This is a genomic window from Butyricicoccus sp. OF27-2pH9A, from assembly GCF_027693185.1.
Classification (GTDB): Bacteria; Bacillota; Clostridia; order Oscillospirales; family Butyricicoccaceae; genus Agathobaculum; species Agathobaculum butyriciproducens.
Map to the genome: position 1 here is coordinate 1 of NZ_JAQEXK010000010.1, position 26,470 is coordinate 26,470.

The 26,470-nt window shown below is 53.5% G+C and carries 24 protein-coding genes; 8 read left to right on the top strand and 16 right to left on the bottom strand.

What is annotated here, in order from left to right; translation table 11 throughout:
- The first annotated feature begins 156 nt into the window (after window positions 1-156).
- Window positions 157-963, top strand: a complete 807-nt coding sequence (locus tag PG722_RS08685) for a helix-turn-helix domain-containing protein (RefSeq protein WP_002594811.1) — start codon at window positions 157-159, stop codon at window positions 961-963.
- A 96-nt stretch (window positions 964-1,059) separates the two neighbouring features.
- Here the strand turns inward: PG722_RS08685 and PG722_RS08690 are convergent, their stop codons facing one another.
- From PG722_RS08690 to PG722_RS08715, 6 genes are all read right to left on the bottom strand, one after another.
- Window positions 1,060-1,716 (bottom strand): hypothetical protein, encoded by a 657-nt coding sequence (locus tag PG722_RS08690; protein WP_090140868.1) that lies wholly within the window; start codon window positions 1,714-1,716, stop codon window positions 1,060-1,062.
- Between the two features lie 46 nt (window positions 1,717-1,762).
- Window positions 1,763-2,140 (bottom strand): TnpV protein, encoded by a 378-nt coding sequence (locus PG722_RS08695; RefSeq protein WP_090140870.1) that lies wholly within the window; start codon window positions 2,138-2,140, stop codon window positions 1,763-1,765.
- Between the two features lie 665 nt (window positions 2,141-2,805).
- Complete coding sequence (locus tag PG722_RS08700) at window positions 2,806-4,164, bottom strand: MATE family efflux transporter (protein ID WP_118646646.1); 1,359 nt, start codon at window positions 4,162-4,164, stop codon at window positions 2,806-2,808.
- Between the two features lie 119 nt (window positions 4,165-4,283).
- Window positions 4,284-5,774 (bottom strand): Na+/H+ antiporter NhaC family protein, encoded by a 1,491-nt coding sequence (locus tag PG722_RS08705; RefSeq protein ID WP_270580294.1) that lies wholly within the window; start codon window positions 5,772-5,774, stop codon window positions 4,284-4,286.
- Between the two features lie 140 nt (window positions 5,775-5,914).
- On the bottom strand, window positions 5,915-7,300 hold the full coding sequence (locus PG722_RS08710) for an alanine/glycine:cation symporter family protein (protein ID WP_270580295.1): 1,386 nt from the start codon (window positions 7,298-7,300) through the stop codon (window positions 5,915-5,917).
- Between the two features lie 144 nt (window positions 7,301-7,444).
- Window positions 7,445-8,644, bottom strand: coding sequence for a nucleotide sugar dehydrogenase (locus PG722_RS08715; RefSeq protein ID WP_270580296.1), 1,200 nt, complete (start codon window positions 8,642-8,644; stop codon window positions 7,445-7,447).
- Between the two features lie 97 nt (window positions 8,645-8,741).
- Between PG722_RS08715 and epsC the strand changes: the two genes are divergently transcribed.
- From epsC to PG722_RS08730, 3 genes are read left to right on the top strand one after another with little or no spacing between them, the layout of a single operon-like run.
- Complete coding sequence (gene epsC, locus PG722_RS08720) at window positions 8,742-9,518, top strand: serine O-acetyltransferase EpsC (RefSeq protein WP_118761402.1); 777 nt, start codon at window positions 8,742-8,744, stop codon at window positions 9,516-9,518.
- 52 nt (window positions 9,519-9,570) lie between these two features.
- Window positions 9,571-9,930, top strand: coding sequence for a sulfite exporter TauE/SafE family protein (locus PG722_RS08725; protein WP_118360541.1), 360 nt, complete (start codon window positions 9,571-9,573; stop codon window positions 9,928-9,930).
- Window positions 9,927-10,286 carry a sulfite exporter TauE/SafE family protein gene (locus PG722_RS08730; RefSeq protein ID WP_270580297.1) on the top strand — a complete coding sequence of 120 codons (360 nt, stop codon included), beginning with the start codon at window positions 9,927-9,929 and terminating at the stop codon, window positions 10,284-10,286. The genes PG722_RS08725 and PG722_RS08730 overlap by 4 nt, the downstream gene beginning before the upstream one ends.
- A 252-nt stretch (window positions 10,287-10,538) precedes the next feature.
- Here PG722_RS08730 and rnhA read toward each other — a convergent pair whose 3' ends face one another.
- Both rnhA and PG722_RS08740 read right to left on the bottom strand, forming a co-directional pair.
- Window positions 10,539-10,976: a ribonuclease HI gene (gene rnhA, locus PG722_RS08735; RefSeq protein ID WP_110435770.1), complete on the bottom strand. Its 438-nt coding sequence runs from the start codon at window positions 10,974-10,976 to the stop codon at window positions 10,539-10,541.
- 24 nt (window positions 10,977-11,000) lie between these two features.
- Entirely contained in the window at window positions 11,001-12,401 is a 1,401-nt protein-coding gene (locus tag PG722_RS08740; RefSeq protein WP_270580298.1) for a sodium-dependent transporter, read from the bottom strand.
- A gap of 270 nt (window positions 12,402-12,671) precedes the next feature.
- Between PG722_RS08740 and proC the strand changes: the two genes are divergently transcribed.
- From proC to PG722_RS08760, 4 genes are all read left to right on the top strand, one after another.
- Entirely contained in the window at window positions 12,672-13,478 is an 807-nt protein-coding gene (proC, locus tag PG722_RS08745) for a pyrroline-5-carboxylate reductase (protein WP_270580299.1), read from the top strand.
- A gap of 139 nt (window positions 13,479-13,617) precedes the next feature.
- Window positions 13,618-13,935 carry a hypothetical protein gene (locus PG722_RS08750; RefSeq protein ID WP_110435767.1) on the top strand — a complete coding sequence of 106 codons (318 nt, stop codon included), beginning with the start codon at window positions 13,618-13,620 and terminating at the stop codon, window positions 13,933-13,935.
- Between the two features lie 80 nt (window positions 13,936-14,015).
- Window positions 14,016-14,885 (top strand): radical SAM protein, encoded by an 870-nt coding sequence (locus PG722_RS08755; RefSeq protein ID WP_442867841.1) that lies wholly within the window; start codon window positions 14,016-14,018, stop codon window positions 14,883-14,885.
- A gap of 218 nt (window positions 14,886-15,103) precedes the next feature.
- Window positions 15,104-15,703, top strand: coding sequence for a zinc dependent phospholipase C family protein (locus tag PG722_RS08760; protein ID WP_118360546.1), 600 nt, complete (start codon window positions 15,104-15,106; stop codon window positions 15,701-15,703).
- 91 nt (window positions 15,704-15,794) lie between these two features.
- On the opposite strand, the gene gyrA is transcribed toward PG722_RS08760, so the two are convergent.
- From gyrA to dnaA, 8 genes are all read right to left on the bottom strand, one after another.
- Window positions 15,795-18,377, bottom strand: a complete 2,583-nt coding sequence (gyrA, locus tag PG722_RS08765) for a DNA gyrase subunit A (RefSeq protein WP_270580301.1) — start codon at window positions 18,375-18,377, stop codon at window positions 15,795-15,797.
- 58 nt (window positions 18,378-18,435) lie between these two features.
- Window positions 18,436-19,458 (bottom strand): threonine aldolase family protein, encoded by a 1,023-nt coding sequence (locus PG722_RS08770; protein WP_270576586.1) that lies wholly within the window; start codon window positions 19,456-19,458, stop codon window positions 18,436-18,438.
- Between the two features lie 11 nt (window positions 19,459-19,469).
- On the bottom strand, window positions 19,470-21,410 hold the full coding sequence (gene gyrB, locus PG722_RS08775; RefSeq protein ID WP_118360549.1) for a DNA topoisomerase (ATP-hydrolyzing) subunit B: 1,941 nt from the start codon (window positions 21,408-21,410) through the stop codon (window positions 19,470-19,472).
- Between the two features lie 154 nt (window positions 21,411-21,564).
- Complete coding sequence (remB, locus tag PG722_RS08780) at window positions 21,565-21,825, bottom strand: extracellular matrix regulator RemB (protein WP_110435761.1); 261 nt, start codon at window positions 21,823-21,825, stop codon at window positions 21,565-21,567.
- Window positions 21,826-22,094: 269 nt separating this feature from the next.
- Window positions 22,095-23,219 (bottom strand): DNA replication/repair protein RecF, encoded by a 1,125-nt coding sequence (gene recF, locus PG722_RS08785; protein WP_270580302.1) that lies wholly within the window; start codon window positions 23,217-23,219, stop codon window positions 22,095-22,097.
- A 64-nt stretch (window positions 23,220-23,283) separates the two neighbouring features.
- On the bottom strand, window positions 23,284-23,490 hold the full coding sequence (yaaA, locus tag PG722_RS08790) for a S4 domain-containing protein YaaA (RefSeq protein WP_110435759.1): 207 nt from the start codon (window positions 23,488-23,490) through the stop codon (window positions 23,284-23,286).
- A complete protein-coding gene (gene dnaN / locus PG722_RS08795; protein ID WP_270580303.1) occupies window positions 23,483-24,592 on the bottom strand; it encodes a DNA polymerase III subunit beta in 1,110 nt (369 codons plus the stop codon). Before dnaN ends, yaaA begins: the two co-directional genes overlap by 8 nt.
- A 426-nt stretch (window positions 24,593-25,018) precedes the next feature.
- Window positions 25,019-26,296: a chromosomal replication initiator protein DnaA gene (gene dnaA, locus PG722_RS08800; protein ID WP_243022900.1), complete on the bottom strand. Its 1,278-nt coding sequence runs from the start codon at window positions 26,294-26,296 to the stop codon at window positions 25,019-25,021.
- Window positions 26,297-26,470 lie beyond the last annotated feature (174 nt).

The window sequence follows — 26,470 nt, forward strand, 5'->3', positions numbered from 1 at the left end:
TGAACTACCTGTATCATAGAACATTTTTGTGCCCTATGCCGTATGTCCACAAAGTAGGAATTAGGGGTAAAAATCAGAAATTTCCACGATTGCGGAATTGATATGGTATAATCAATTCAACGGTTATAAATGTTGTCAGAAGGGGGAACTGCTTCAATGAACGGAGCTACTACAATACAGGAACGGCTAAAAGATTTACGATTAAACAAAGGATTAAAACTGGAAGAACTGGCTGAGCAAACGGGTATTTCAAAATCGGCTCTTGGCAGTTATGAAAAAGATGACTATAAGGAAATCAATCATGGCAACCTTATCCTGCTGGCAGATTTTTATGGGGTGTCCCTCGATTATCTCTTTTGCCGGACAGAGAACCGGGCGGAGATCAACACGCCATTAAGGGAGCTGCATTTGAGTGATGAGATGGTAGCACTTCTGAAAAGCGGTCGGATTAACAACCGTCTGCTGTGCGAACTTGCCACCCATAAGGACTTTATCAAGTTTCTTGCGGATATTGAGATTTATGTGGATGGGATTGCCACCATGCAGATTCAGAACCTCAACGCCCTTGTCGATACCGTCCGGCATGAAATCATTGAACGGTATCGCCCTGGCGAAGACGACCCCCATTTGAAAGTGTTGCAAGCCGCCCATATCAGTGATGATGAATATTTCAGCCACATGGTTCTGGATGACCTCAATCTCATTATCCGGGATATTCGGGAAGCCCATAAAAAGGACAGCGAGAGTGCACCCCAGACCACCGTTGCTAATGAACTGAAAGAAAATCTGGAAGCGGTCGAAAATTTCAAGGGCAGCCGGGATGAAAAGCTGGTTGTTCTTTACTGCAAGCAGCTTGGTATCAACTATAAAAATCTGTCAGACGAAGAATTTCGCTGGCTGATTCGGATTCTCAAAAAATCAAAGAAAATGGGAACGCCTATTAGCCAGAGGAAAAAACGGTAAAGAAAAACCGCTGTTGCATGGTTTGTTGGCTTCCATGTAGCAGCGGTTTTTGCTGGGATTATTCAGTTGAATTTTTAGAACGACACTGGAAGTTGTTTATCCAAAATGAAATGGAATAACCATATCAAGTAAAACTGCAAGAACTATACTAATTGTTCCCATTAGCACAGAACTTTTCAATGTGTCCCTCCTCAAAACAGTAAGTCCGATGATAAAGACTATCAATTCTAAAACAGAGCGTGCTTCGAAATATCCCCATCCATATACGAAAGTCATGTTAAACAATACTGCTAAAATCAATACTGATAGCATAAATGCAGGTCTGCTTTTTCCTTTCGCATACCAACAGACAAATGCCAAGAACGGAGAAATCATGGTAAAGCCAAACCAAATCATAGCGTAGCTTCTTGGGAAAAATCCTGCGACATAGTTTGAATACAAATAGTAACTTGCAACCATGCCAGCAAAAAACGCAAAAACATTAACACTTGCTCTTGTTGCAGAATTACTATAAATAGAAATACACAGTGCAATCAATACCCAAATTTCAAAACGCCCAAGGAAATTATGAACATCTAATGCCCCATCTATTGCCATAAGCACACTTGGCAGTTCAGTTTGACGAAAATCCAAAAATTTTGAAAAAGTCCCCAAAGCTATTCCAAGGAACAATACAGCTATGGTATTTATAATTTTTCTATTACCAGATATAGGATTTTCGGCACTCCTTATATCATTCAAAAACTTGTTCATAGGCATCTCCCAATTCTAATTTAACAGTAATCATTCTATCATACCGTTATGAATAAATCATCTCATGCAAAACAATTTCTTCTGCCCGGTTGTGAATGTTATTGCAACGCTGCACCCATTCCATTTGAGAAGTGCGCTTTAATTCCTCTGTCACGCCCTCGACAGCTTTCATCTGCTCCATGATGGTGGCTAACCGTTCCTGTGCTTGTTCGTTCAGGTCTGCAAGGTATGTCCATAACTCCCCGGTCAGTGTCAATGTGTTCAATCTGGCTGGGTGGGCTTCTCTTAAATATTCCCGGTGTAGCCGTCCATACTTTCCAATGGGGCGGTGTTCCTCCGGCAGTTTCAAGTCTGGGATGTAGTAATCCCCAACAAGGATATAATCAATTCCGTTTTCCGTTATTCTTGATTTCAATTCGCCCATGTTTTAATCTCCTCATTCTGGCTCATTTTTTTGCAAGTCTGGCTCTCCAGAAATATTGGTAAATCTTTGGTAAATTTGAGACTGAAACACAAAAAACGCTTAAAAACGGGGCTTATGAGACGATTTGAGATTTTTCATCATGCCCGGTAAATCCTGCCGTGGCAAACAAAAAGTATCCTCACCAAAACGCCTCCTGCTGTTTTCTCCATCATATCACACAGAGTCGCAATCGTCACGCAATTTCAAAACCCTGGTGCTCCCACCATTCCTGTGAACGGCATGCGCGCCTCGTTTTTTCCGTGCAAAACAGTACCCCGCCGAATGGAATTATACTCGCTTTCCATCCGGCGGGGTATCTCAATTATGAGGAGTTGTTCTTCATATTGCGGAAGCTGCGACCCTGCAATTCATCAGCCGGTATCGAAGCCGTTACCCGACAGTGCTGTCCGCGCCTTCCGCGTTGTCTGCTGTGCTTATACCATAGCAGATTTTCGATCAGCCGGAACGTCTTTTTCACGAAATGCAGTTTTAGGGGAATGAAATGTAGAAATCCCCTGCCCTAAAGCGAGAAATTGTCAGCCGTGTCGTTATGCAGATTCTTAATAAACAGGCATGAAAAAAGGTTTCCCGATAGGAAACCCTTTCATTTACAATTTTACGGCCGGTTAGAATGTAGGCAGATTCTTTTTCCATGCGCCGGACTTATAGAAGAACACCGACAGACCCGAGCCGAGGAACCAGCCGATCGGCCAGCTAAGCCAGATACCGTGCTCGTTGCCGACCACATAGAACAGTGCAATGGACAGCACCACGCGGATAATCAGGTCGGAGAACGTCGTTACCATGAACGGACGCATTGCGCCGGCGCCGCGCAGGACGCTGTCGCATACGAACTTGGTGCATACGACCAGATAGAACGGCACAACCGTGAACAGGTAGCCTCGTGCGACATCAATAACACCGGAGGCACTGCCCGCCGGAACGAACAGGCTGATGATCTTGTTCGCAAACGGCAGATAGATCGCCATAAACACCACGGACAGGCCGAGCGAATACACCGCACCCCATTTGAGACCCGGACCGATGCGGTCCATCTTGCGGGCGCCGATATTCTGCGCAACGTAGCTCGACAGACCCGAAGCGAACGACATGCAGCAGGTCAGCGCAAACTGGTTGACGCGGTTTGCCGCCGAGAAGCCCGCGATAACGGTCGCACCGCACAGGTTGATGTAATACTGGATGACAACATTGCCGACCGATACGAAGCTCTGCTGTGCGATAGACGGCACGGCGTAGTTGGTCAGGCGGCGCAGCATTTCGGGCGCGAACAGCACGAAATGGTTGCCCGTATCAAACGAGCGCACACGGCGCAGCAGCAGCACAAACGCCAGAATACCGGACGCGCCCTGCGCGATAAATGTCGCCCATGCAACGCCTGCAACGCCCCAGTGTAAACCGGCAACAAATACCATATCCAGAATGACATTGCCGACCGAGGACAGCACAAGCAGGATCAGCGGCGTTCGGCTGTCGCCCATGGCATTGAAGATACCCGTACACACGTTATAGATAAACAGGAACAGCAGACCAAACACATACACGCGCAGATACAGTGAGCCGTCCGCAAAGATATTCTCCGGCGTGGACAGCGCATTCATAATGCCCGTCGTGCCGACAGCGCCGATCAGCGTCAGCAGCAGCGCTACCGCCGTAGTGGTGAGCAGTGCGGTCGAGATGGCGGTCTTCATGCGCAGATAGCGCTTTGCGCCGAACAGCTGCGAGACGAGCACGCCGGTACCGATGTTGATACCGGTTGCGACCGCAACAAACAGCTGTGTGATCGGATAGCTGGCGCCGACGGCGGCCAGCGCCAGCTCACCGGCTTCTACAGTTTCGGCAAAACGGCCTACGATGATGGAGTCAGCCATCTGGTACAGCTGCTGGAACGCGACGCTGAGCAGCAGCGGAATCGAGAACCAGAACAGCTTCTGTGACGTTTTTCCGACGGTAAGGTCAGTGGTCAAACGGGATACCTTCTTTCGGGAGTCTGCTTATCCGGTTTTGACCGGATAAAATGGGGTTTATTGCAATTTTATGCTCTCCCCGAAGGGAGAGCATAATTTTACGACTTTAATTGACGTTGTTACGCCTTTTTCTTCTGCCGTGCGGTAATAACCGCAATGGTGAGCACCAACAGTACCGCACCTACGCCAAGCGCCAGAATGCCGTTTCCGGTCACACCGCCGACGAGGAAGCCGACAAAGCTAATCGCCGCGATCATCAGCGCGTACGGCATCTGCGTAGAAACGTGATCAATATGGTTACACTGTGCACCCGCGGAGGCGAGGATGGTCGTATCCGAGATAGGCGAGATGTGGTCGCCGCAGACCGCACCGGACAGGCAGGCTGCCACGGTCATGACCAGCATGGTGGACGGTGCATCGCCAAATACCGCAATAGCAATCGGAATCAGGATGCTGAACGTGCCCCAGGAGGTACCGGTCGCAAAGGCCAGACCGAGCGCGATGAGGAAGAATACCGCCGGCATGAACATACCGATGGTGGATTCCGCATTCACCACAGAGGATACGAAGCCACCGATGTTGAGGTACTCGTCGCGGCACACACCGGACAGCGTCCACGCCAGTGTCAGGATGAGGATGGCCGGAACCATCGCCTTGAAGCCCTCAGTGAAAGCCTCGCAGAACTGACCAAAGGACAGCACCTTGCGCGGGATGTACAGCACAAAGGTAAACAGCAGCGTGAAGAACGAGCCGAGCACCAGCGCGGTGGAAGAATCACAGTTTGCGAACGCCTCAACAACGTTTGCGCCGTCCAGAATGCCGCCGGTGTACAGCATGCCTGCAATGCAGAGCACGATCAGTACGCTGATCGGCAGGATCAGGTCGTAAACCTTGCCCGAGCCGGCTACAACGTGGGTCTCCTCAATCAGAGAGAGATCATCATCCTTATGCGCAAGCTCGTACTTTTTCATCGGGCCGAAGTCGAAATCAGCAGCCATCAGCCAGATGAGGAACGCCAGCGTGAGCAGCGCGTACAGGTTCAACGGGATGGTCTTGAGGAACAGCGAGAAGCCGTCCAGCGTGCTCGATTCCGGCAGGGACGAGCCGACCGCCGCCGCCCACGAGGAGATCGGCGCGATGATGCAGACCGGAGCCGCCGTTGCATCGATGATGTACGCCAGCTTTGCCCGGGAAATGCTGTACTTGTCCGTCACCGGGCGCATGACCGTGCCGACGGTGAGGCAGTTGAAGTAATCGTCCACGAAAATGAACATTCCGAGGAACGAGGTCGCAAACGACGCGCCGCGCCGGCTGCGAATGGTTTTGACCGCCCACTCACCGTATGCGCGTGATGCGCCCGATTTTGTGATCAGTGAAACCAGAATACCGAGCAATACAAGGAAGATACAAATATTGATATTATCTCCCAATTTACTGCCCATGATGGTGAAAGTCGTCTCGACGGCTTTCAGCGGATGGAAGCCCGTATAGAGCAGCGCACCCGAAAGAATACCGATCATCAGCGAGGAGTAAACCTCCTTCGTAATCAGTGCAAGCGCGATTGCGATGATCGGTGGCAGCAGTGTCCAAACAGTTGCCGTAACGTCCATTCCTTATTTCCCCCTTATACGCAGACAAATCGTGTCCGCAATTCCATTCTATTTTATATGGATTTAACCGGATTTACAAGTGCTAATCCTGTTTTTTCCGTCCGAAAGGATATTTTTGTGCAACTTGCAATGGTTTAACGTCATAAATCGTGTTTATAGCGACACCATTCCGCAATCACCTGCCGCCGAAGTGCCAGCACGCCCGCCAGATTAGGCAGCGCCATCAGGCCGTTGAACGTGTCGCTGAGCGCCCACACCGGCTCCAGCCGCATCATGCAGCCCGCTACCGCCGCCAGAAGAAAGGCCGCCTTATAGACCGGAATTACCTGCTCCCCCATCAAATAGGCCGCTGCACGCTGCCCGTAATACGACCAGCCGAGCAGGGTCGAGAATGCAAACAGCGCGAGCGACACCGCAACGAAGCCCCCGCCGAACCGTCCGAATACGGTGGAGAACGCCTCTGCGGTAAGCTGTGCACCGGTTGTCAGCTGAGAAAGCAAAGGCGTTCCGGACGCGAGCGCGTAGCGGCTTACGTCATATACCCCGCTCGTGAGAATGACGAACGCGGTGACGCTGCACATCACAATCGTGTCGAAGAACACCTCAAAAACCGCCCACATCCCCTGTTCACACGGCTCTTTTGCGTCTGCGGCGGCATGCACCATGACGGACGAGCCCAACCCGGCTTCATTTGAAAATACGCCGCGCGACACGCCCGCGCGGATGGCCTGCGTCATGCCGTAGCCGAGCGCGCCGCCTGTGCCCGCCCGCGTATCGAATGCCATCGAGCAAATCTGCGCGAATGCCTGCGGCAGCGCCGCCCGATGCACCCACAGCACAGCGACCGCACCGCCCATGTAGAACAGCGCCATGAACGGTACGAGCGTTTCCGTCACGCGGGACAGCCGTTTGAGGCCGCCGAGCAGCACCGCGCCGAGCAAAACCGCTGTCACCGCGCCGACGATCCCGCTCGGTATGCCGAACGAGCCGGAAAGTCCCTGCGCGATTGAGTTGCACTGACTCATATTGCCGATACCGAACGAGGCCAGCACGCAGAACAGCGCAAAGGCTCCCGCCAATAGCGGACTGCGCAGACCGTTTTTCAGGTACAGCATGGCTCCTCCGCGCCAGCTGCCGTCGCTTCCCTTTTCACGGTAGAGCATGCCGAGCGTGTTCTCCGCAAAAGCCGTCATCATACCGACAAAGGCGCTCACCCACAGCCAGAGCACCGCGCCCGGACCGCCGAGCGTCAGCGCGGTTGCCACGCCTGCGATGTTGCCCGTACCGACCGTTGCGGCAAGTGCGGTGCACATGGCCGCAAACGGAGAAACGCCGCCGCTTGTCCGTCTTGCGGCACCGGTAAAGCAGGAAAACAGCGTTTTCCGCAGCCAGAGCGCGCAGTACCGCACCTGAAAAACTCCGGTCACCGCCGTGAAGTACAATCCGGTGCCAAGCAGCAGAATCAGCATGGGCGCGCCCCATATCAGGCCGCGCAGCCGCTCATTTACTTGTAAGATATCGTCCATCGGCATCCCACCTCTCCCCTGTTCCGCATTATATGAACCGGATTTCAGCGGCAGAACACCCATAATGACTCATTTCTAACGACTAATTCCTACTTCAAATAACAGAAAGCCGCCCGGACAGGCGGCTTTCTGTTATTTGCGAAATTATTCCATCATACCAACGCAGTCGAAGTACGGCTTCTCTGCAATCTTGTCCTTGTTCTCCTTGAACAGCGTGTGACCGAGTGTGATGACCAGATAATCTGCCTTGAGAACCTCCTCGAACGATACGTTCGGGATGTTCTGCACCTCAGTATCCTTGGCGAACGGCTCGCACGCGATAACCTTTACGCCCTTTTCCTGCAGGATGTGGCACAGCTCGATAGACGGCGACTCACGCAGGTCGTCAACGTCCGGCTTATAGGACAGGCCGAGCACACCGACCGTGTCGGTTACCTTCTTCATCTTTGCTACAACCTTGTCAGCGACGAAGTGCGGCTTGTTCTCGTTGCGCTCGCGTGCCGCAAGGATAACCTTCGCCTCCGCCGGGAACTGCTCGTAGATAAACCACGGGTCAACTGCGATGCAGTGGCCGCCAACGCCGACACCCGGGGTCAGGATGTTAACGCGCGGATGGCAGTTTGCCAGCTTGATCAGCTCAAAAACGTCAATGCCCATCTTGTCGCAGATGACGGACAGCTCGTTTGCGTAAGCAATGTTGACATCACGGAAGGTGTTCTCCGTCAGCTTGCACATCTCGGCGGTCAGATCGTCGGTCTTGTGAACGACACCCTTCTCAAGCACCTTCTCGTAGATGGATGCCGCCATTTCAGCAGCCTCCGGCGTGCGGGCGCCGACGATGCGGTCATTGTTCTTCAGCTCGTACATCATGTTGCCCGGGATAACGCGTTCCGGACAATGTGCAACGTGAATCTCATTCATCGGAATGCCGGATTCCTCGCTCAGTACGCGCGCGAGCATCTCGGAGGTGTGCGGCGGCACGGTGGACTCCAGAATGACCAGATTGGACGGCTCGAGCACCTTGCCTGCCATACGGCCTGCAGACTCTACAAAGCGCAGATCGGCCTTGTGGCTGCCGTTCTCGTCCTTGAAGAACGGCGTCGGAACCGAAATATAGAATACATCGGACTTGCCAAGCTCTTCGGAAAAATGCAGATGACCGTGTGCAACAGCCTTTTCAAAGGCTTCCTGCAGACCCGGCTCTACAATATGGATATGACCGCCCTGCAGGGTCTCGATGGTATTTTTGTTTACGTCAAAGCCGCAGACCTCAAAACCGGCCTCAGCCAGCGTAATCGCCGTCGGCAGGCCGATATAACCCAGTCCCATGACAGTAATTTTCATAATTTTCGTACCTCGTTCAGCATAATCTTCTTACATTATATCACTTTTTTCACGGAATTCAACGTAGTGTTTGAATTTTCACCGAAAAGAGTCTATAATGATACTATCGTTCGTTTATGCAAGTATCATAAACGGCAATCGGAACCTTTTATCTTCCGATTGCATATACTGCTTTATACCCCTAAAGTTTGGAAGGGATACTATGATTTTTAAGGGATTGCTCGAGGATGCACGCTCGATCCGGGACCGTGACCCGGCAGCACGCACCACATTGGAAGTTGTTTTGCTCTATCAGGGCTTTCATGCCCTGTTTTACCACCGTCAGGCGCATTGGCTGTACAAGCACAAGCATTTCTTTCTTGCGCGTGCACTGTCGCAGTTTGCACGGCATATGACCGGTATTGAGATCCACCCGGGCGCAAAGATCGGCAAACGCCTGTTTATTGACCACGGCATGGGCATCGTTATCGGTGAAACCGCCGAGATTGGTGATGACTGCACGATTTACCACGGTGTAACGCTCGGCGGTACCGGTCACGACACCGGCAAGCGTCATCCGACCATTGGCAACAACGTGCTCATTTCGACCGGCGCGAAGGTTCTCGGACCGTTCAAGGTGGGTGACAACAGCCGTATCGGCGCGAATGCTGTCGTACTGCAGGAGGTTCCGCCGGATTCCACGGTTGTCGGCATCAAGGCGCGCGTCGTTAAGATTGCCGGTCAGCGTGTCGGTCCGTCTCCGGCGTATGCGCTCGACCAGATCAACCTGCCGGACCCGCTTGCACAGGAGCTGTGCCGTCTGCAGAACCGTGTTTACGCCAACGAGCAGAAGCTCAAAAAGGAAGAGGAACGCGAGCGCGAAGCCGACAAATAATACACATAAAAGCAAGCCCTTCGGTGCAAACTGTCACCGGAGGGTTTCTTTTATGAAAATTTCAGTAAAATATGCGGTCACCGGTGCACTTTCCGGTGCAGCAAACGGATTTTTCGGGGCGGGCGGCGGGTTATTTCTCGTGCCGCTGCTGATTTCCTGGTGCGGCATGGAGCAGAAGCGCGCATTTGCGACCTCAGTCGCGGTAATTTTCCCGCTGTGCGCGGTCTCAGCGGTGATTTACTGGCTAAAGGGCGGTCTGCCGATTGGGCAGGCGGTGCCGTATCTGCTCGGCGGCGCGGCAGGCGGCGTGCTGGCCGGAAAGCTATTCGGCAGGGTAAAGGCGGACTGGCTGCGCCGTGCATTCGGCGTGCTGATTCTCTATGGCGGCATCCGTGCCGTCCTGCTGCTGTGAGCGCGGTACTTGCGGTCGCAATCGGTCTGCTGACCGGTATTTTAAGCGGCTTCGGCATTGGCGGCGGCTCACTTTTGCTGCTGTATCTGACACTTTTTGAAGGGACAGGGCAGTATCAGGCGGGCGGCATCAACCTGCTGTATTTTCTCTCGTGTGCGCCTGCAGCGCTGATTTCACACTGCAAAAACGGACTCATCGAAAGGGAAGCTGTCAAATGCTGCGTACCGGCAGGCGTGGTGACGTCCGTGCTTGCGGCGCTGCTTGCCGCAAGAGTGGACACCGATCTGCTGCGGCGTGCTTTCGGCGTGGTTTTACTCTATATCGGCGTAAAAGAGACCTTTTTACGCAAAAAATAACACCTTCCTCACCAAATGTGAAGAAGGTGTTCAGTTTGTCTAAAGAGTGGATATTCCTGTCGCTCCATCAAATTCGCGCTGTAGCGCGCGTAAAATAGAATTTGCTTCGCAAATTCGTAAAAACCGGGAGCATATATCTCGGTTTTTACACTTCTGGAGGGAGAAAGTTTCTGTATAGGAACTTTCGGACGACTTTGGAACGGCCCACGGTCCGTTCCTGCTTGTCGGCGAAACTGTAGTTTCGCGACAGCCTTACTTATACTTCTGATACTCGCCGACGGCAAGCTCGTCACAGCGGTTGTTATACGGATTATCCGCGTGACCCTTGACCCAATGGAACCGCACCTCGTGTTTATCCAGCAGATCGAGCAGACGCCCCCAGAGTTCCGGATTTTTTGCGGGTTTCTTATCGCTTTTAACCCAGCCGCGCGCACGCCAGCCCTTGGCCCAGCCCTTGGTAATACCGTCAACAACATACTTGCTGTCCGAATACAGATCGACCGAGCACGGCTCCTTGAGGGTCTCGAGGGCGGTAATTACACCGAGCAGCTCCATGCGGTTGTTCGTGGTGGACGGCTCGGAGCCGGAAAGCTCCTTTTCCGCCTTGCCGTACTGCAGGATCGCACCCCAGCCGCCGGGTCCCGGATTGCCCGAGCACGCACCATCTGTGTAAATGGTTACAGTTTTCATTGGTTTTCTCCTGTGAGAGTGATTTTAAATTGTGAAAAGGTGGAATACCTTTGTTGCCAATTCCGAAGCGAGGATCGCTGCCAGCATCACCGGAGCCACCCAGCGCACCATAACGCGGTGCAGCTTCTCGCGGTGGAACGAACCGGCACCCTCCTTTACCTCGTCTGCGATGACCTTGGCGCCGACTACATGACCAATCAGGATGCAGGTGAGCAGCGCCACGATCGGCATGAGCACGGAGTTGGAGATAAAGTCAAAGAAATCGAGGAACTGCATACCGATAATGGTAATCGTTGCCCACGGACCATAGCCGAGACAGGACAGCATGCCAATGATCAGGCAGCTTGCCGTAATAGCGATGGTAGCCGTCTTGCGCTTCATGTGTGCCTTGTCCATCAGCACGGAAACCAGTGTTTCCATCAGCGAAATGGAGGAGGTCAGCGCCGCAAACAGTACGAGCAGGAAGAATACCGCGCCGATAATGGTGCCGAACTTCATGGAGTCGAATACCATCGGCAGAGTGATGAACATCAGACCCGGGCCGCTGTTTACCTGAGACGGATCGCCGCCGTTGAACGCGATAACCGCCGGAATGATCATCAGACCGGCCACAAACGCGAACAGCGTGTCGAAAATCTCAATCTGAGTGACAGAGTGCTCAAGCAGATTTTCCTTCTGCATGTAGGAGCCGTAGGTAATCATAATACCCATTGCCAGCGACATCGAGTAGAACATCTGTCCCATCGCGCCAAGCACGGTAGATACCGAAAACTGCGAGAAATCGGGCAGAATATAATATTTCAGGCCATGCAGCGCACCCGGAATGGTCAGCGAGTAGATTGCGATAACGACCGCCAGAATGGCGAGAATCGGCATCATGATACGGCTCGCCTTCTCGATACCCTTTTCAACACCGAAGATAACGACAATGGTGGTCGCGAGCACGAACAGGATGAACCACGGGGTCGGTCCATTTAAGCTGAAAATCGTCGAGGACAGCGAACCCGCATCGTAGCCAATGAAACTGCTGAAAAATCCGCCGTTGTCGGCCGCCTCCAGTGCGTTGCCGCTGATAAAGGTGAACAGGTATTTCATAACCCATCCGCCGATAACACAGTAATACGGCGTGATGATGAACGGCACGAACGCCGCCAGCCAGCCGAGGAATCCGAACCGCTTATCAAGCGCCTTGTACGCACCGATACAGGACAGACGGGTCTTTCGTCCGATGGCAATCTCGGTAATCATCAGCGAAAAGCCGAACGTCAGCGCGAGAATGAGATACACCAGCAGGAAAATACCGCCGCCGTACCGTGCCGCCAGATAGGGGAATCGCCAAAGGTTGCCCAGACCTACCGCCGAGCCTGCCGCCGCCAGCACGAAACCAATTCGGCTGGAGAAGCTGCTTCTCTTTTTTTGTTCCATGTTTTGTGTTTTACTCCCTTACATACAATATCTTTTAGCCTGTCCGAAATGACAGCCATAATGAAATAAAAGTATTTTTATTGTACCATATCCGAAAGTTTTTCACAAGCTGTTTGCAGGAAAAGTCCATTGTGCTATAATATCTTTTATCAGATATGATTGTTTTATCTGCCATAATTTGAAAGAAACGGCAGCATTCCTTTCGCAGAACGGGCTGCTTTCTATCATTTAAGCATATATGAAAATAAACCATAAATGAGGTGTATTGACATGAAAAAATACAAATTCGGTGTTCTCGGTGCCGGCAACATGGGTACCGCCATCGCGGAAGGCGCAGTGCGCGCAGGCCGTTTTGCGCCTGAGCAGGTGCTGATGTTCAACCGCAGCGAGGAAAAACGCGCCGCTCATGCAGCCAAGGGCTACGCCGTCACGGGTGACTATACCGAGGTCTACACAGAAAGCGAGATCGTGCTGCTGGCCGTCAAGCCGCAGAATTTCGACGAAATCCTGCCGAATCTGGCGAAATTTGAAGGAGAAAAGCCGCTTGTCGTATCCATTGCCGCAGGCGTGACCTTCGCCAAGCTGGAGGGTGCGCTCGGCGCGGACACCGCAATGATCCGCGTGATGCCGAACACGCCGCTTATGCTCGGCGAGGGCGCAACCCAGCTGGTTAAGAATGCGGCCGCAACCGACAAGCAGCTGTCCGAACTCTGTGAACTGTTCAACACCATGGGCGTTACCGTCACGTTTGAGCAGGAGAACATGCTCAATGAGGTCATTCCGTATGCCGGTTCGGCTCCGGCGTACCTGTATGCCTACGCGGACGCGTTCGTGCAGAGTGCGAAGCAGCATGGTATCAACGAGGACGACGCGCTGACGCTCATCTGTCAGACCATGATCGGCTCGGCCAAAATGCTGCTGCGCCGTGATAAGACGCCGGCAGAGCTGATCCGCGCGGTGTGCTCGCCCGGCGGCACCACCATTGAGGGCATGAAGGTGCTTGAGGACCGCGATCTGTACGGAATCGTGTCGGAAGCCTGCGATAAATGCATTAAGCGCGCCTATGAGCTCGGCTAAATGTGCCATTAGCATTGACTTTACCCCGTCCGTATGGTAAAGTATAGGCAAAGCACTTAATCGGCATTTACGCTGTATTTTGTTTAATTGATTTTTATTATGAAAATAGTTCCGCATCATTTGAGAGGGAGTGGATACCGTGAAAAATTCTACCAAGGTGAAAGCAGGTCTGCTGCTGACCAGCCTTGCCTGTGCAGCCGGTGCTACCGCAGCGCTTGTCATGCTTCAGAAAAAGCGTGAAGAGGAAGTTTACCACGAGGCTGAACTGAAGGCCATGGATGAGCTGGAAGAAATGATGCGTGCCGAGTCCGACTGTGCCTCCTGCGCATGTGCAGAGGAGTGCGCGGACACTTCGGTATATCAGGATGCATTTGACGATGCCCCCAAGGCTGCTGAACCGGCGGCTGAGGAGCCTCAGACTGAGGCCGAGGAAGAGCCGGAAGCCGAAGAGGACTAACCCAATGTTACCAGCAAACGGACGGAATACTCCGTCCGTTTTGTTTATCCAAATAGCTAAAATAAGGAGTTTTACCCATGATTGAATACGAAGGCAGAGTTTTTCGTCCGCCCTCTGAGGCATACAGCCTGATTGTGCAGGTCACCATCGGCTGCAGCCACAACAAGTGCACCTTCTGCGATATGTACAAGGAAAAGCGTTTCCGCGTGCGCAAGCTGGAGGAGGTCAAGGCTGATTTTGATGAAGCACGCCGCATATACCGCCGTGTCGGCCGTATTTTTCTGGCAGACGGCGATGCGCTGATGTGCCGTCCCGAGCACATGGCAGAAATCCTGCGCTACATCAAGAAGGTATTTCCGGAGTGCGAGCGCGTTACCAGCTATGGTTCTCCGGCGTCCATTCTGTGCAAAAAGCAGGAAGATTTGAACATGCTGCACGATCTGGGTCTGGATATGATCTATCTGGGTCTGGAATCCGGCTCGGATGAGGTACTGCGCCGCATCAACAAGGGCGAAACCGCCGATGAGATCGTTCATGCGGGTTTGATGGTCAAGGAAGCCGGCATGAAGCTGTCCGTTACCTGCATTGCGGGTCTCGGCTCGCTGGAGCTGAGCGAGGAGCACGCCATCAAGACCGCAGAAGCGCTCTCCCGCATGAAGCCGGAGTACATTGGCCTGCTGACCCTGCTGTTTGAGCTGCCGACGCCGCTCATGCGCGACTGGCAGGAGGGCCGTTTCTACCTGATGAACCCGATTGAAATTGCGCACGAAACCCTCATCCTGCTCGAGCATATCGACTCCGAGGGCAGTGTTTTCCGTGCAAATCACGCGTCTAACTACGTTAATCTGGCGGGCACGCTCAATCAGGACAAGGAAGCCATGTGTGCACGTCTGCGCAAGGCACTTGAGGGCAAAATCAAATTCAAGAGCGAGCAATACCGGGCAAGATAACCAATTTAATGCAACTTAAATTGTGATAATCCGCAAAATTGTTAACATTCTGTGTTGTTTGCGTTACAATTTTCAAAAAAGCGAGACAATGTGCAAAAAGTGTGCTATACTACCTTTAATCGTGAAAAGCGGAGAGGATGCTTTTCGGGTGTTAAGAAATTGTTAATTTAATATTTACTGTTAGCATTAACATATGTTCCGTCTTGGAGGACTGATAAATGGATTCCGTATCCCACATTCGCGTTGCAAATCTGCTGATGGATTACGTTGAGCAGACCTGCGGCGTGACCTTTGATCAGAGCGGTTTTATTTACGGCAATCTGAAACCGGATCTGACCGGTACTTACCTCACCAAACGCCATAACCCGTCCATTATGATGGATGAGGTGATGGAAAAAATCCGCACTTTTACGCACAAGTATACCATCGGGCGTACCAACGGACGCGAGCTGTCGGTCGATCTCGGCGAAATCTGCCACTACATGACCGACTTTTTCACCTACCCGCACAACGACGATATCTACGAGCACAATCTGCTCGCACATTATGTTTATGAAAAGCGCGTTGCACTGGTAATTCGCCGCCGTATGACCGAAGATAAGTTTGAGAAATGGGCAAGTCCCATTATTCCGCCCACGACCGTGGACACACTCGTGAACCGCATTTCCACGATGCACGAGGCTTACCGCACTTCGACTAAGCCGCATGGCATCAACGACGATCTGCAGCATATCTGCATCGCTACCGCTACCGTGGTGCTGTCTATCATCAGCATCGTTTACGAGCAGGTCGAGGATACTGCAGTCGCTACCGCGTAAAACTGTATAAGTCAAAAAACCGCCTTTACAGGCGGTTTTTCTGTTTTTCAGGCACAAAAAGACGAGTCCAAACGGACTCGTCTTTTGCTGTTTATTCTTCAGCTGCTTCGGTGGACTCTGCGTTTTCAGCGGATTCAGAGGTTTCTTCCTCGGCTTCTGCCGGGTCTTCCTCCTCCTTGTCCGTGCGGGCAATCGAGATAACCTTCACGTCCTCACCGGTGCGCATTACAATAACGCCCTGCGAGCCGCGGCCGCATTCGCGGATCTCCTCAACGCCGGTACGGATGATAACGCCGTCATCGGTGATAATCATCACGTCGTTTTCGCTGTCCACGACCGCAATGCCTGCCACCAGACCGGTCTTTTCGGTCAGGTTATGCAGCATCATGCCGCCGCCGCCGCGATGATGCACGGTGAACTCCTCGACCGGGGTACGCTTGCCGTAGCCGTTCTCGGTGATGGAGAGCACATATGCGTCCTTGCGGGCACGCGCCGCACCGATAACGTAATCGCCCTCGGCCAGCTTGATGCCGCGCACGCCGGTAGCCACACGGCCCATTGCACGAACCTCGTTTTCGTCAAAGCAGATGGCCTTGCCCTCGTGGGTGGCGATCAGGATGTTCTGCTCGCCGTCGGTCAGGCGAACGTCAACCAGTGCGTCGTCCTCGTTGAGGTTGAGCGCACGCAGACCCGCGCGGCGGATGTTCTGCAGGTCGCTCAGCACGATACGCTTTGCAATACCCTGACGGGTGACGAAGAACAGGAACTTATCGTCCGCAAACTCCTGAATCGGGAACATGGCGGTGATCTTTTCGCCGTTTTCAAGCTCCAGCAGGTTGACAATGTTCATGCCCTTTGCCGAGCGGCCGGTTTCCGGGATCTGATAGCCCTTGAGCTTGTATACCTTGCCTCTGTCCGAGAAGAACAGGATGGTATCATGCGTGGAGGCCGTAAAGATGTCCTTCGCGAAGTCCTCCTCGCGGGTGCTCATCGCAGAAACACCGCGGCCGCCGCGGCGCTGTGCGCGGTAAACCGAGGTCGGCTGGCGCTTGATATAGCCGAAGTGGGTGAGGGTATAGGCGCAGTCCTGCTGCTCTATGAGATCCTCAATGTCAATCTCATCTGCTACATTTTCGATGCGGGTGTGGCGCTCGTCGCCGTATTTCTGCTTGATTTCCTGCAGCTCCTGCTTGACAACAGCAAGAATATTCGCATCGCACGACAGAATTTCCTCAAAGCCCGCAATGCGGCTCTCGAGGTCCTTATACTCGTCGTTGATCTTCTCCTGCTCCAGACCGGACAGGCGGCCCAGACGCATATCTACGATGGCCTGCGCCTGCGGCTCGTCGAGGTGGAACTCGAAGTGCTCCGAGCCGTCCACGATGCCGAGCAGCGCAATCTGGTCGATCCAGAACGGCTCCGCCATCAGGTTTTCCTTGGCTTCGGCCTCGTTCCTGGAGGCACGGATAATTGCGATAATGCGGTCGATATTGTCAGTTGCGACCTTGAGACCTTCCAGAATGTGTGCACGGTCGCGCGCCTTCTTGAGATCAAAACGCGTGCGGCGCTCGACAACGTCCTTCTGGAAGCCGATATACTGATCGAGAATCTGGCGCAGCGTCAGCACACGCGGCTGCAGCTTGCCGCCCGCACCCGGCACGAGCGCGATGTGAATCATCGAAATGGTATCCTCAAGCTGAGAGTAGGTGAACAGCTGATTGAGGATGACCTGCGCGTTCGCGTCACGGCGGATATCGACCACAATCTGCATGCCTTCACGCGAGGAATGGTCCTGGATATTCGTGATACCCTCCACGCGCTTATCCTTGACGAGATTTGCCATGGACTCGACCAGACGCGCCTTGTTGACCATGTACGGAATCTCGGTGATGATAATCTGGCTCTTTCCGTTCGGCAGATCAACAATTTCGGTCTTTGCGCGAACCTTAATCTTGCCGCGGCCGGTTGCATAAGCCGCACGGATGCCGCTGCGGCCCATGATAACGCCGCCGGTCGGGAAGTCCGGGCCCTTGATAAACTGACAGATCTCGTCCATCTCGGCTTCCGGATGGTCGATGACATAGCAGGTGCCGTCGATGACCTCGGAAAGATTATGCGGCGGGATGTTGGTCGCCATGCCGACCGCGATACCGGACGAGCCGTTCACCAGCAGGTTAGGGAAGCGGGAAGGCAGTACGACCGGCTCCTGGCGCTCCTCATCGAAGTTCGGCTGGAAATCGACCGTGTTTTTCTTGATATCCGCCAGCATGTAGTTTGCCAGCTTGGCCATGCGGGCCTCGGTGTAACGGTAAGCTGCCGGAGGGTCGCCGTCCACGGAACCGAAGTTGCCGTGACCGTCGATCAGCGGATAGTGCAGCGAGAACGGCTGCGCCATACGCACCATCGCGTCATAAACCGATGCGTCACCGTGCGGATGGTAGCGGCCGAGCACATTACCGACGGTCGTTGCCGACTTGCGGTAGGGCTTATCCGAGGTCAGGCCGTCCTCGTACATGGCGTACAGGATGCGGCGGTGTACCGGCTTGAGGCCGTCGCGCACATCAGGCAGCGCGCGGCCGACAATAACACTCATTGCATAGTCGATATAGCTTTTCTTCATCTCGCGTTCGAGATCGACCTGCATGATTTTCTGCTGTTCGTATTCTTGACTCATATTTTAATTTTGCCTCCAAAAGTGTTGGCTTTCAGCCGAAAACGACTGTTTTTATCGCTTAGAGGATACTGAGAAGCTCGTCCACCTGCTCCTCGGTCGTCGCCCAGCTGGTCGCCAGACGGATGACCGTATGCTCCGCGTCATATTTCTCTATAAAGCTGTAAACTACCTTGGTTTTCAGTTCAGGCAGTCTGCTGTTTTCTACAATGATGAACTGCTGGTTGGTGGGGGACTCGATCGCGAAGCGATAGCCCTTGGCCTTGAGCCCATCGCGCAGCTTGATGGCGAGTTTGACCGCCGGTGCGCAGATTTTCTCGTACAGACCGTCGGTAAACAGGGCGTCGAACTGCAGCGCGTTCAGACGGCCCTTGGCGATCATTGCGCCGCGGCGCTTGACCATCGTGACAAACTGGCGCGGCATATTTCCGTGCGTGAACACAACGGCTTCGCCGCAGAGTGCGCCGCATTTGGTGCCGCCGATGTAGAACACATCAGTGAGCTTTGCGATGTCTGCCAGCGTCACATCGGTATCCGCCGTGAGGCCGTAGCCGAGGCGTGCGCCATCCAGAAACAGCGGCATGGCAAACTCCTTGCAAACGGCAGAAATGCGCTCCAACTCGTTTCTCGTGTAAAGCGTGCCGTATTCAGACGGATGGGAGATGTACACCATGCCGGGAAATACCATATGGTCATGGCTTGCGTCCGCGTAAAAGGTCTGAACATATTCGCGGAGATCGTCCGCATCCAGCTTGCCGTTCTTATGCGGAACGGTCAGCACCTTGTGTCCGGTGGACTCGATGGCGCCGGCTTCATGCGTATTCACATGCCCGCAGGAGGACGCCACAACGCCCTCATACGGACGGAGCAGCGTATCAATGACGACCATGTTGGTCTGTGTGCCGCCGGTCAGAAAATACACCTGAGCGTCCTGGCAGTCCGCCGCTTTTTTGATCTTTTCTGCCGCCGAAGCGGTAAATTTATCGTTGCCGTAGCCGGAAACCGGCTCCATATTCGTCTGTGCCAGATGTTCTAAAACCTTGGGGTGTGCGCCATAACCGTAATCATTTTCAAAAAACAGCATAGTTTTCTCCCTTATACGTCCAAATTCATTACATATTTTGCATTTCGCTCGATAAATTCGCGTCTGGGTTCTACCTTTTCGCCCATCAGGAGCGCAAAGGTTTCATCGGCGGCTGCCGCGTCCTCCATCGTAACCTGCAGCAGTGTACGATGCTCCGGGTCCATAGTGGTCTCCCACAGCTGCTGCGGATCCATCTCGCCGAGGCCCTTGTAGCGCTGTACGCGCACATTGTCGCCCATTTCAGCGATGCAGTCGCGCTGCTGCTCCTCGGTGTAGGTGTAGCGGACATCCTTGCCCTTTTCGTTCTTGAACAGCGGCGGCTGCGCGATGAACACATGGCCGTGTTCGATCAGCGGGCGCATGAAGCGGAAGAAGAATGTCAGCAGCAGGGTGCGGATATGGCTGCCGTCCACATCGGCATCGGCCATCAGGATGATCTTGCCGTAACGCAGCTTTGCGAGGTCAAAATCATCACCGAAGCCTGCGCCGAACGCGGTGATCATCGGAGTCAGCTTGTCGTTGCCGTAAACACGGTCGAGACGCGCTTTTTCGACGTTCAGCATCTTGCCCCACAGCGGCAGGATCGCCTGATGACGGCGGTCGCGGCCTTCCTTGGCGGAGCCGCCTGCGGAATCACCCTCGACGATGTAGATTTCGGTGTAGGTCGGGTCCTTTTCAATGCAGTCCGCCAGCTTGCCCGGCAGGGAAGCCGAATCCAGTGCAGACTTGCGGCGGGTCATCTCGCGCGCCTTCTTTGCAGCCTCGCGGGCACGCGCGGCGGTCTGCGCCTTTTCGATAATGGTGCGGGCCACCTGCGGGTTCTCTTCAAAGAAGGTCATCAGCTTCTCGGAAACCATCGCGTCCACCAGCGCACGCATTTCGCTGTTGCCCAGCTTGGTCTTGGTCTGGCCCTCGAACTGCGCTTCCTGCAGCTTGACCGAGATAATCGCGGTCAGACCCTCACGCGCGTCCTCGCCCTTGAAGGACTCATCGTCCTTGAGCAGCTTGTATTTCTTGCCGTAATCGTTGAGTACACGGGTAAGAGCGGCCTTAAAGCCGGTCTCGTGCGTGCCGCCCTCGGTGGTGTTGATGTTGTTGGCAAAGGACAGCATCAGCTCGCTGTAGCTGTCGGTATACTGCATGGCAACCTCGGCCATCGAGGTATCGCGGCTGCCCTCCATGTAGATCACCTGATCGTGCAGCGGCGTCTTCGTGCGGTTGAGGTGCTCCACGAACTGACGGATACCGCCCTCGTAGTGCATGACCTCCTCGACCGGCTCATCGTCGCGCTCGTCGCGCAGCGTGATCTTGAGTCCGGCGTTCAGGAACGCCTGCTCGCGCAGACGCTTTTCGAGTACATCGTATTCGTAGACCGTAGTCTCGAAGATCTCCGGGTCCGCGTGGAAGCGGATGGTCGTGCCGGTCTCGCTCTCACACGGCGTATCGCGCATCTTGACGGTCGTTACACCGCGCTCAAAGCGCATGTAGTGCTTGGTATGGCCATCGCGTACCTCGGCCTCCAGCCAGTCAGACAGCGCGTTTACAACGGACGAGCCAACGCCGTGCAGGCCGCCGGATACCTTGTAGCCGGAGCCGTCGAACTTGCCGCCTGCGTGCAGGACGGTGAGTACAACCTCGAGCGTTGGGATGCCCATCTGCGGGTGAATACCGCAGGGAATACCACGGCCGTTATCGGCAACGCGGATGATATCGCCCTTTTCAATCGTAACTTCGATGTGCGTGCAGTAGCCTGCCAGCGCCTCGTCGATCGAGTTATCGACGATTTCGTACACCAGATGGTGCAGACCGCGTGCCGAGGTAGAGCCGATGTACATACCCGGGCGTTTGCGGACAGCCTCTAAGCCTTCGAGTACCTGAATCTGATTTTCATCATAGGTCTCGGTAACCTTCAGGTCGAGCACTTCGTCCTTGATTTCGATTTCTTCACTCATATCGTTAAATTTCCTTTCCAGAAATTGCGGGAACAAAATAATTGAGAATTGAAAATGGAAAATGCCTCTATCCTTGCGCGGTTATGCTTTTATTAAATCACAGCGCACCGCGCCGAACCTTCATTCTCCATTACCCATTCTCAATTTTCAATTATCAAACGGCGTAGCCCTTTTCCGCACGTCTTTGAATAGCCTGCGGAGAAAGCTGCGTCAGGTACAGGGTCTCACCGAGGGCGTTTTCGCACAGCACAGCCGCGCGCGGCAGATCGTCGTACAGCTCGATGATCCGTCCCTCGTCCTGCAGGCGTTCGAGCAGCAGGCGCGTGCGCTTGGATGCGGTCGCCGTGTCCATATCGAACACCGCAACTACGCTCTGCAAGGGCACGATGTAGTCCTGACCTAAATGTAAATACATTCTATTCCTCCGGAATAATTAGAAATTAGTAATGCGTAATTAAAGTCCTGCGGATTTTCTATCCGTTTCAATAATCGCGCGGTGCGCGACACCCCAATTTCTAATTACTAACTAGATTTAATTATACCACTTTTTTCACTAATTGTGTACCCTAAACCTAAGGAAAAACAAATATTTCTCTGTTTTTTTGAAAGAAAACAAGGGCACGGCAGGGAATTTCGAGGTGGTATCTGTTCCCGCCGTGCAATAGTTTGTAAAAATATGTGATTTCAGTGTGTTTCTGCGGATTTTTTGCCGTTTTGGATATGGAAAACCGCGCCTGCACGCAGTTTTTCCGAGATACCGTCCTCGCAGCAGGTGATCATGACCTGACCCGCCGATATGCGGTTGAGCACAAAGTCCTGACGACGGCGATCAAGCTCGCTGAGCACATCGTCGAGCAGCAGCACCGGATACTCGCCGTCCTCGTCGAAGAACAGCTCACGCTCGGCGAGTTTAAGCGATAATGTGCAGGTCCGCACCTGTCCCTGAGAGCCGAAGGAAGCGGCACTGCGGCCATCCAGTAACAGCTCCAAATCGTCCTTATGCGGACCGGAGAGACAGCTTTTTGCTGCAATCTCAGCGGTCTTATGGCTGAACGCATGGTCGATGAGTTGCTTTTCGATCGTCCGTGCGTCTGTAAACGGGTCGCTGACACTCGACACGGTCTTATATACACCGGAGAGCACCTCGTGCGGCGCAATATCCGCATAGACGGCGGCCGCAGCCCTGAGCAGCTTACGGCAGTAGTACGCGCGGTAGCGGATAATCTGCGCGCCGATATGCGCCATGCGAAGCGAGAAATCCTCCCACATGGAGAGCAGGGAAGGCTTTTCTTCACTGTCGCGCAGAATGCGCGTTTTATGCTCGTGCAGACGGTTGTATTCCTCGAGATAGCGTGCGTAGTTGGGCCGCATCTGGCACAGCGCGGTATCGATAAATCGGCGGCGAGCCGCCGCTCCGGCACGGACGAGCATCAGATCCTCCGGGCAGAACAGCACGGTTTTGAGCAGTCCCTGTGCGTCCGACTGGCGTTTCTGCCGCACACCGTTTTTGTAGATTTCCATCGCTTTGGTGCGGGAAAACCGCAGTTCAAGCGAAACATCGCGCTCCTGCGCGAGAAAATCCGCAAAGATGAAAGCATGATTCTCTCCGAACCGCAGCCCCTCTTTTTTCTGGGCCGTGCGGAACAGCCGCATGGTCGAGCAGGCCGCTGCCGCTTCGAGCAGGTTGGTTTTGCCCTGTCCGTTTTCGCCGCAGATCAGGTTGACCGCCGGATCGAACGCAAACGATTCGTCCGCGTAGTTGCGGAAATTCTGCAGTTTTAACGACTTGATGTACATGGGCTTCTCCATATCAGACGATTTGTACAATAACGAACACACAAAATTGCGTTCGTTATCGTACGCAGTGTTTATTTTATTTGATGCAGACCTTCGCGCCGTCCAGCTCCACCGTATCACCGGAACGCAGCTTTTTGCCGCGCATGGTGCAGATTTCGCCGTTTACCAGCACTTCGCCCTCGGCAATGCGGATCTTCGCTTCGCCGCCGGAGCTTACCAGGTTTGCAAATTTGAGCAGTGCATCAAGTTTGATGAATTCGGTTTCAATTTTAATTTCAGTCATTGGCTTTCAGTCTCACAGGCAGTACAAGATAGGTGTATTTATCGCCTTCCATCGGCGAAATGATCATCGGGTTGAGTGCGCCCTTGAGCTGCAGCTTCACCTGCTCATCGCCGGCCGCGCGCAGCGCCTCCAGAATGTAGCGATTGTTGAAGCCGATCTCAAGGTTCTCGATCGAGCCGTCAAACGGGCATTCGTCATAGCTCTTGCCGATCGCGGTCACGCACGACATCTGCACATACGAGCCGTCAAAATGGAAGCGGATCGGGTTTTTCAGCTTTTCCGACACGATCAGGGAGACACGCTCGATGCACTGGATCAGCTCCTGGCGATCCGCCGAAACCTCGTGCTCGAACTCCTTCGGAATGGCTGCACGGTAGTTGAGAAACTCGCCGTCGATCAGACGGGTAATGAGAGTCGTGCCGCCGATGCGGAACAAAATGTTCTTGGAATCCGGAAAAATCTCGACAATATCGTCATCATCGCCCAGAATTCGTTCGATCTCGCGCAGGGACGCGCCCGGCACAACAAACTTCATATCACCGGGAACGCCCTCGACGGTCTCGCGGCGTACAGACAGGCGGTAGCCGTCAACGGCCACGACGTTCAGACGGTTGCCTTCGATTTCAAACAGGCAGCCGGTATGGATGGGCTTGGATTCGTTGTCCGAAACCGAGAAAATGGTCTGCGCGATCATGCTCTTGAGAATGGGCTGCGGCAGAGAAAGCCCCTTGTCGCTGGCCACATCAGCCAGAGCCGGATACTCGTCGGCCTCGCTGGCCATCAGGTTGAATACCGAACGGCCGCACTTGATGGTGGTCATCAGCTTGTCGTCGGTCTCAAGGTAGACTACGTCCTGCGGCAGCTTGCGCACGATTTCGCAGAACAGACGGGAATTCAGTACGATTCTGCCGGGTTCTACCACATCGACCTGAGCGGTCGTGCGAATGCCCATGGACAGGTCGTAGCCGGTGATGGTCAGGGTATCTGCATCGGCTGCCAGCAGCAGACCTTCGAGCAGCGGCATCGAGCTTTTGCCGGTTACTGCGCGGGAGGCGATGTTGAGCAGATTCAGCAGGGTTTCTTTTTCACAGGAAAACTTCATAGTTGCTCCTCTCAGAACTGGAAATAAAAAAAGAGTCGATTTATGCAGTGTTTGCATATTTATAAATATACACCAGCGAATACTGTGCGATTGCACACATCATCTAATGACCATGTCCGCAGTGGGCGAACAGCTTCTGGCCTGCGTCGCCAGAGACTCGAAAGATCACACATAACAGAAGGATAGGATATAGTATTCGTAGTAGTACCTGGGGAAATTGGGGAAAACCCAAAAATCCTCAGGTATGGCGCGGGAAATGTCGTACACAGGAGGTTGTGGATGAAAAAATAAACGATACACAGCGAAAATAACCCCGTTATTTATCCACAGAGTTATCCATGTGGAATCCACAGGATGGCTGGGGATAACTGAACTGTGCATTTTTAGACTGTGGAAAAGCCGTTTTGCACGAATGCACGGCAAAGATCAGCCGTCGCCGCGGATATTATTATGCAGCTTTTTGATGACGTCCTCGGTCTCACGGGAGTTCTTGCGCTCCTCCTCGATCTTGTTGCAGGCGTGCATGACGGTGGTATGGTCGCGTTTGAATATCTTTGCAATATCGGGGAAGGAGTATTCAAGCTCCTGCCGGATCATGTACATCGCCATCTGCCGCGGGTAGGCCACATCCTTGGAGCGGTTCTGCGAGATCATCTGCTCGACCGGGATATAGAAGTAGTTCGCTACCGCTTCCATAATGCGCTCCGGTGTCGGATTGAGACCCGGATTCTCGGTGCGCAGTGCGTCGATCGCGTTTTCCGCGAGCGAAACCGTGATGCGTTCGCCCATCAGCTCGTGCATGGCCTTGATTTTTTTGACTGCGCCTTCGAGCTGGCGAATATTTGCCTGAATATTCTCTGCAATGTAGTTGGATACGTCATCGGGCAGTTCAACGCCCATTTTGACCGCTTTATCGCGGATAATGGCGATTCTGGTCTCAAAATCAGGCGGCTGAATATCAGCCAGCAGACCCCATTCAAAACGGGTCTTCATGCGGTCCTCGAGCGTGTTGATTTCCTTCGGCGGACGGTCAGAAGTGAGCACGATCTGCTTTTTTGCCTCATAAAGCGCGTTAAAGGTATGGAAAAATTCTTCCTGCGTGCGCTCCTTGCCGGCGATGAACTGCACGTCGTCCAGCAGCAGCAGGTCAACCATGCGGTACTTGTTGCGGAACGCCTGTACGTTGCCTTCCTGGATGGCGGTGATCAGCTCGTTGGTGAAATCCTCACCCTTTACATATATAATGCGGTATTCCGGATGGGTGCGGCGCAGCACGTTTGCGATCGCATACATCAGATGCGTTTTGCCCAGACCTGAGTTGCCGTAGATGAAGAGCGGGTTGTTCTCTGCCGCCGGGCGCTGCGAAACCGCAAGTGCAGCCGCATGCGCGAATTTGTTGCTCGAACCAACGATAAAACGCTCAAATGTGTAGTCGTCATACGGAGAAGTGCTCGTGCTCGGCGCGGTGTATTCGCCGGTCACTACAACGACCGTGATCGGGTCGCCGGTCAGGTTGTGCAGCACCTCCTGCAGAGGAGCGATAAATTTGGACTCGATAAATTCTTTCTTAAAGGGTACCGGAGAGTGCAGCACCAGCCGATTATCCCCAAAGGAAACGACCGTTACGTCGTCAAACCAAGCGGAAATGGTGGAAGGAGGGAAGTCCAGCTGCTCGAGCGCCATCTCCAATATATTGTTTGCCATAGGGCGCCTCCTGTCGATAATGATTCTATTTTATAATAGCATATTTTATCCACAAGTTCAATGCGTCGATGTGGATAACTGTCCGGCGGCGTGCCGCGCGGCAGCATGATTTTGAACAGTCGAACCGGTTTATTTACTTCGCAGAATTAAAAAAAATCGGCGTTTTTTGCGTCG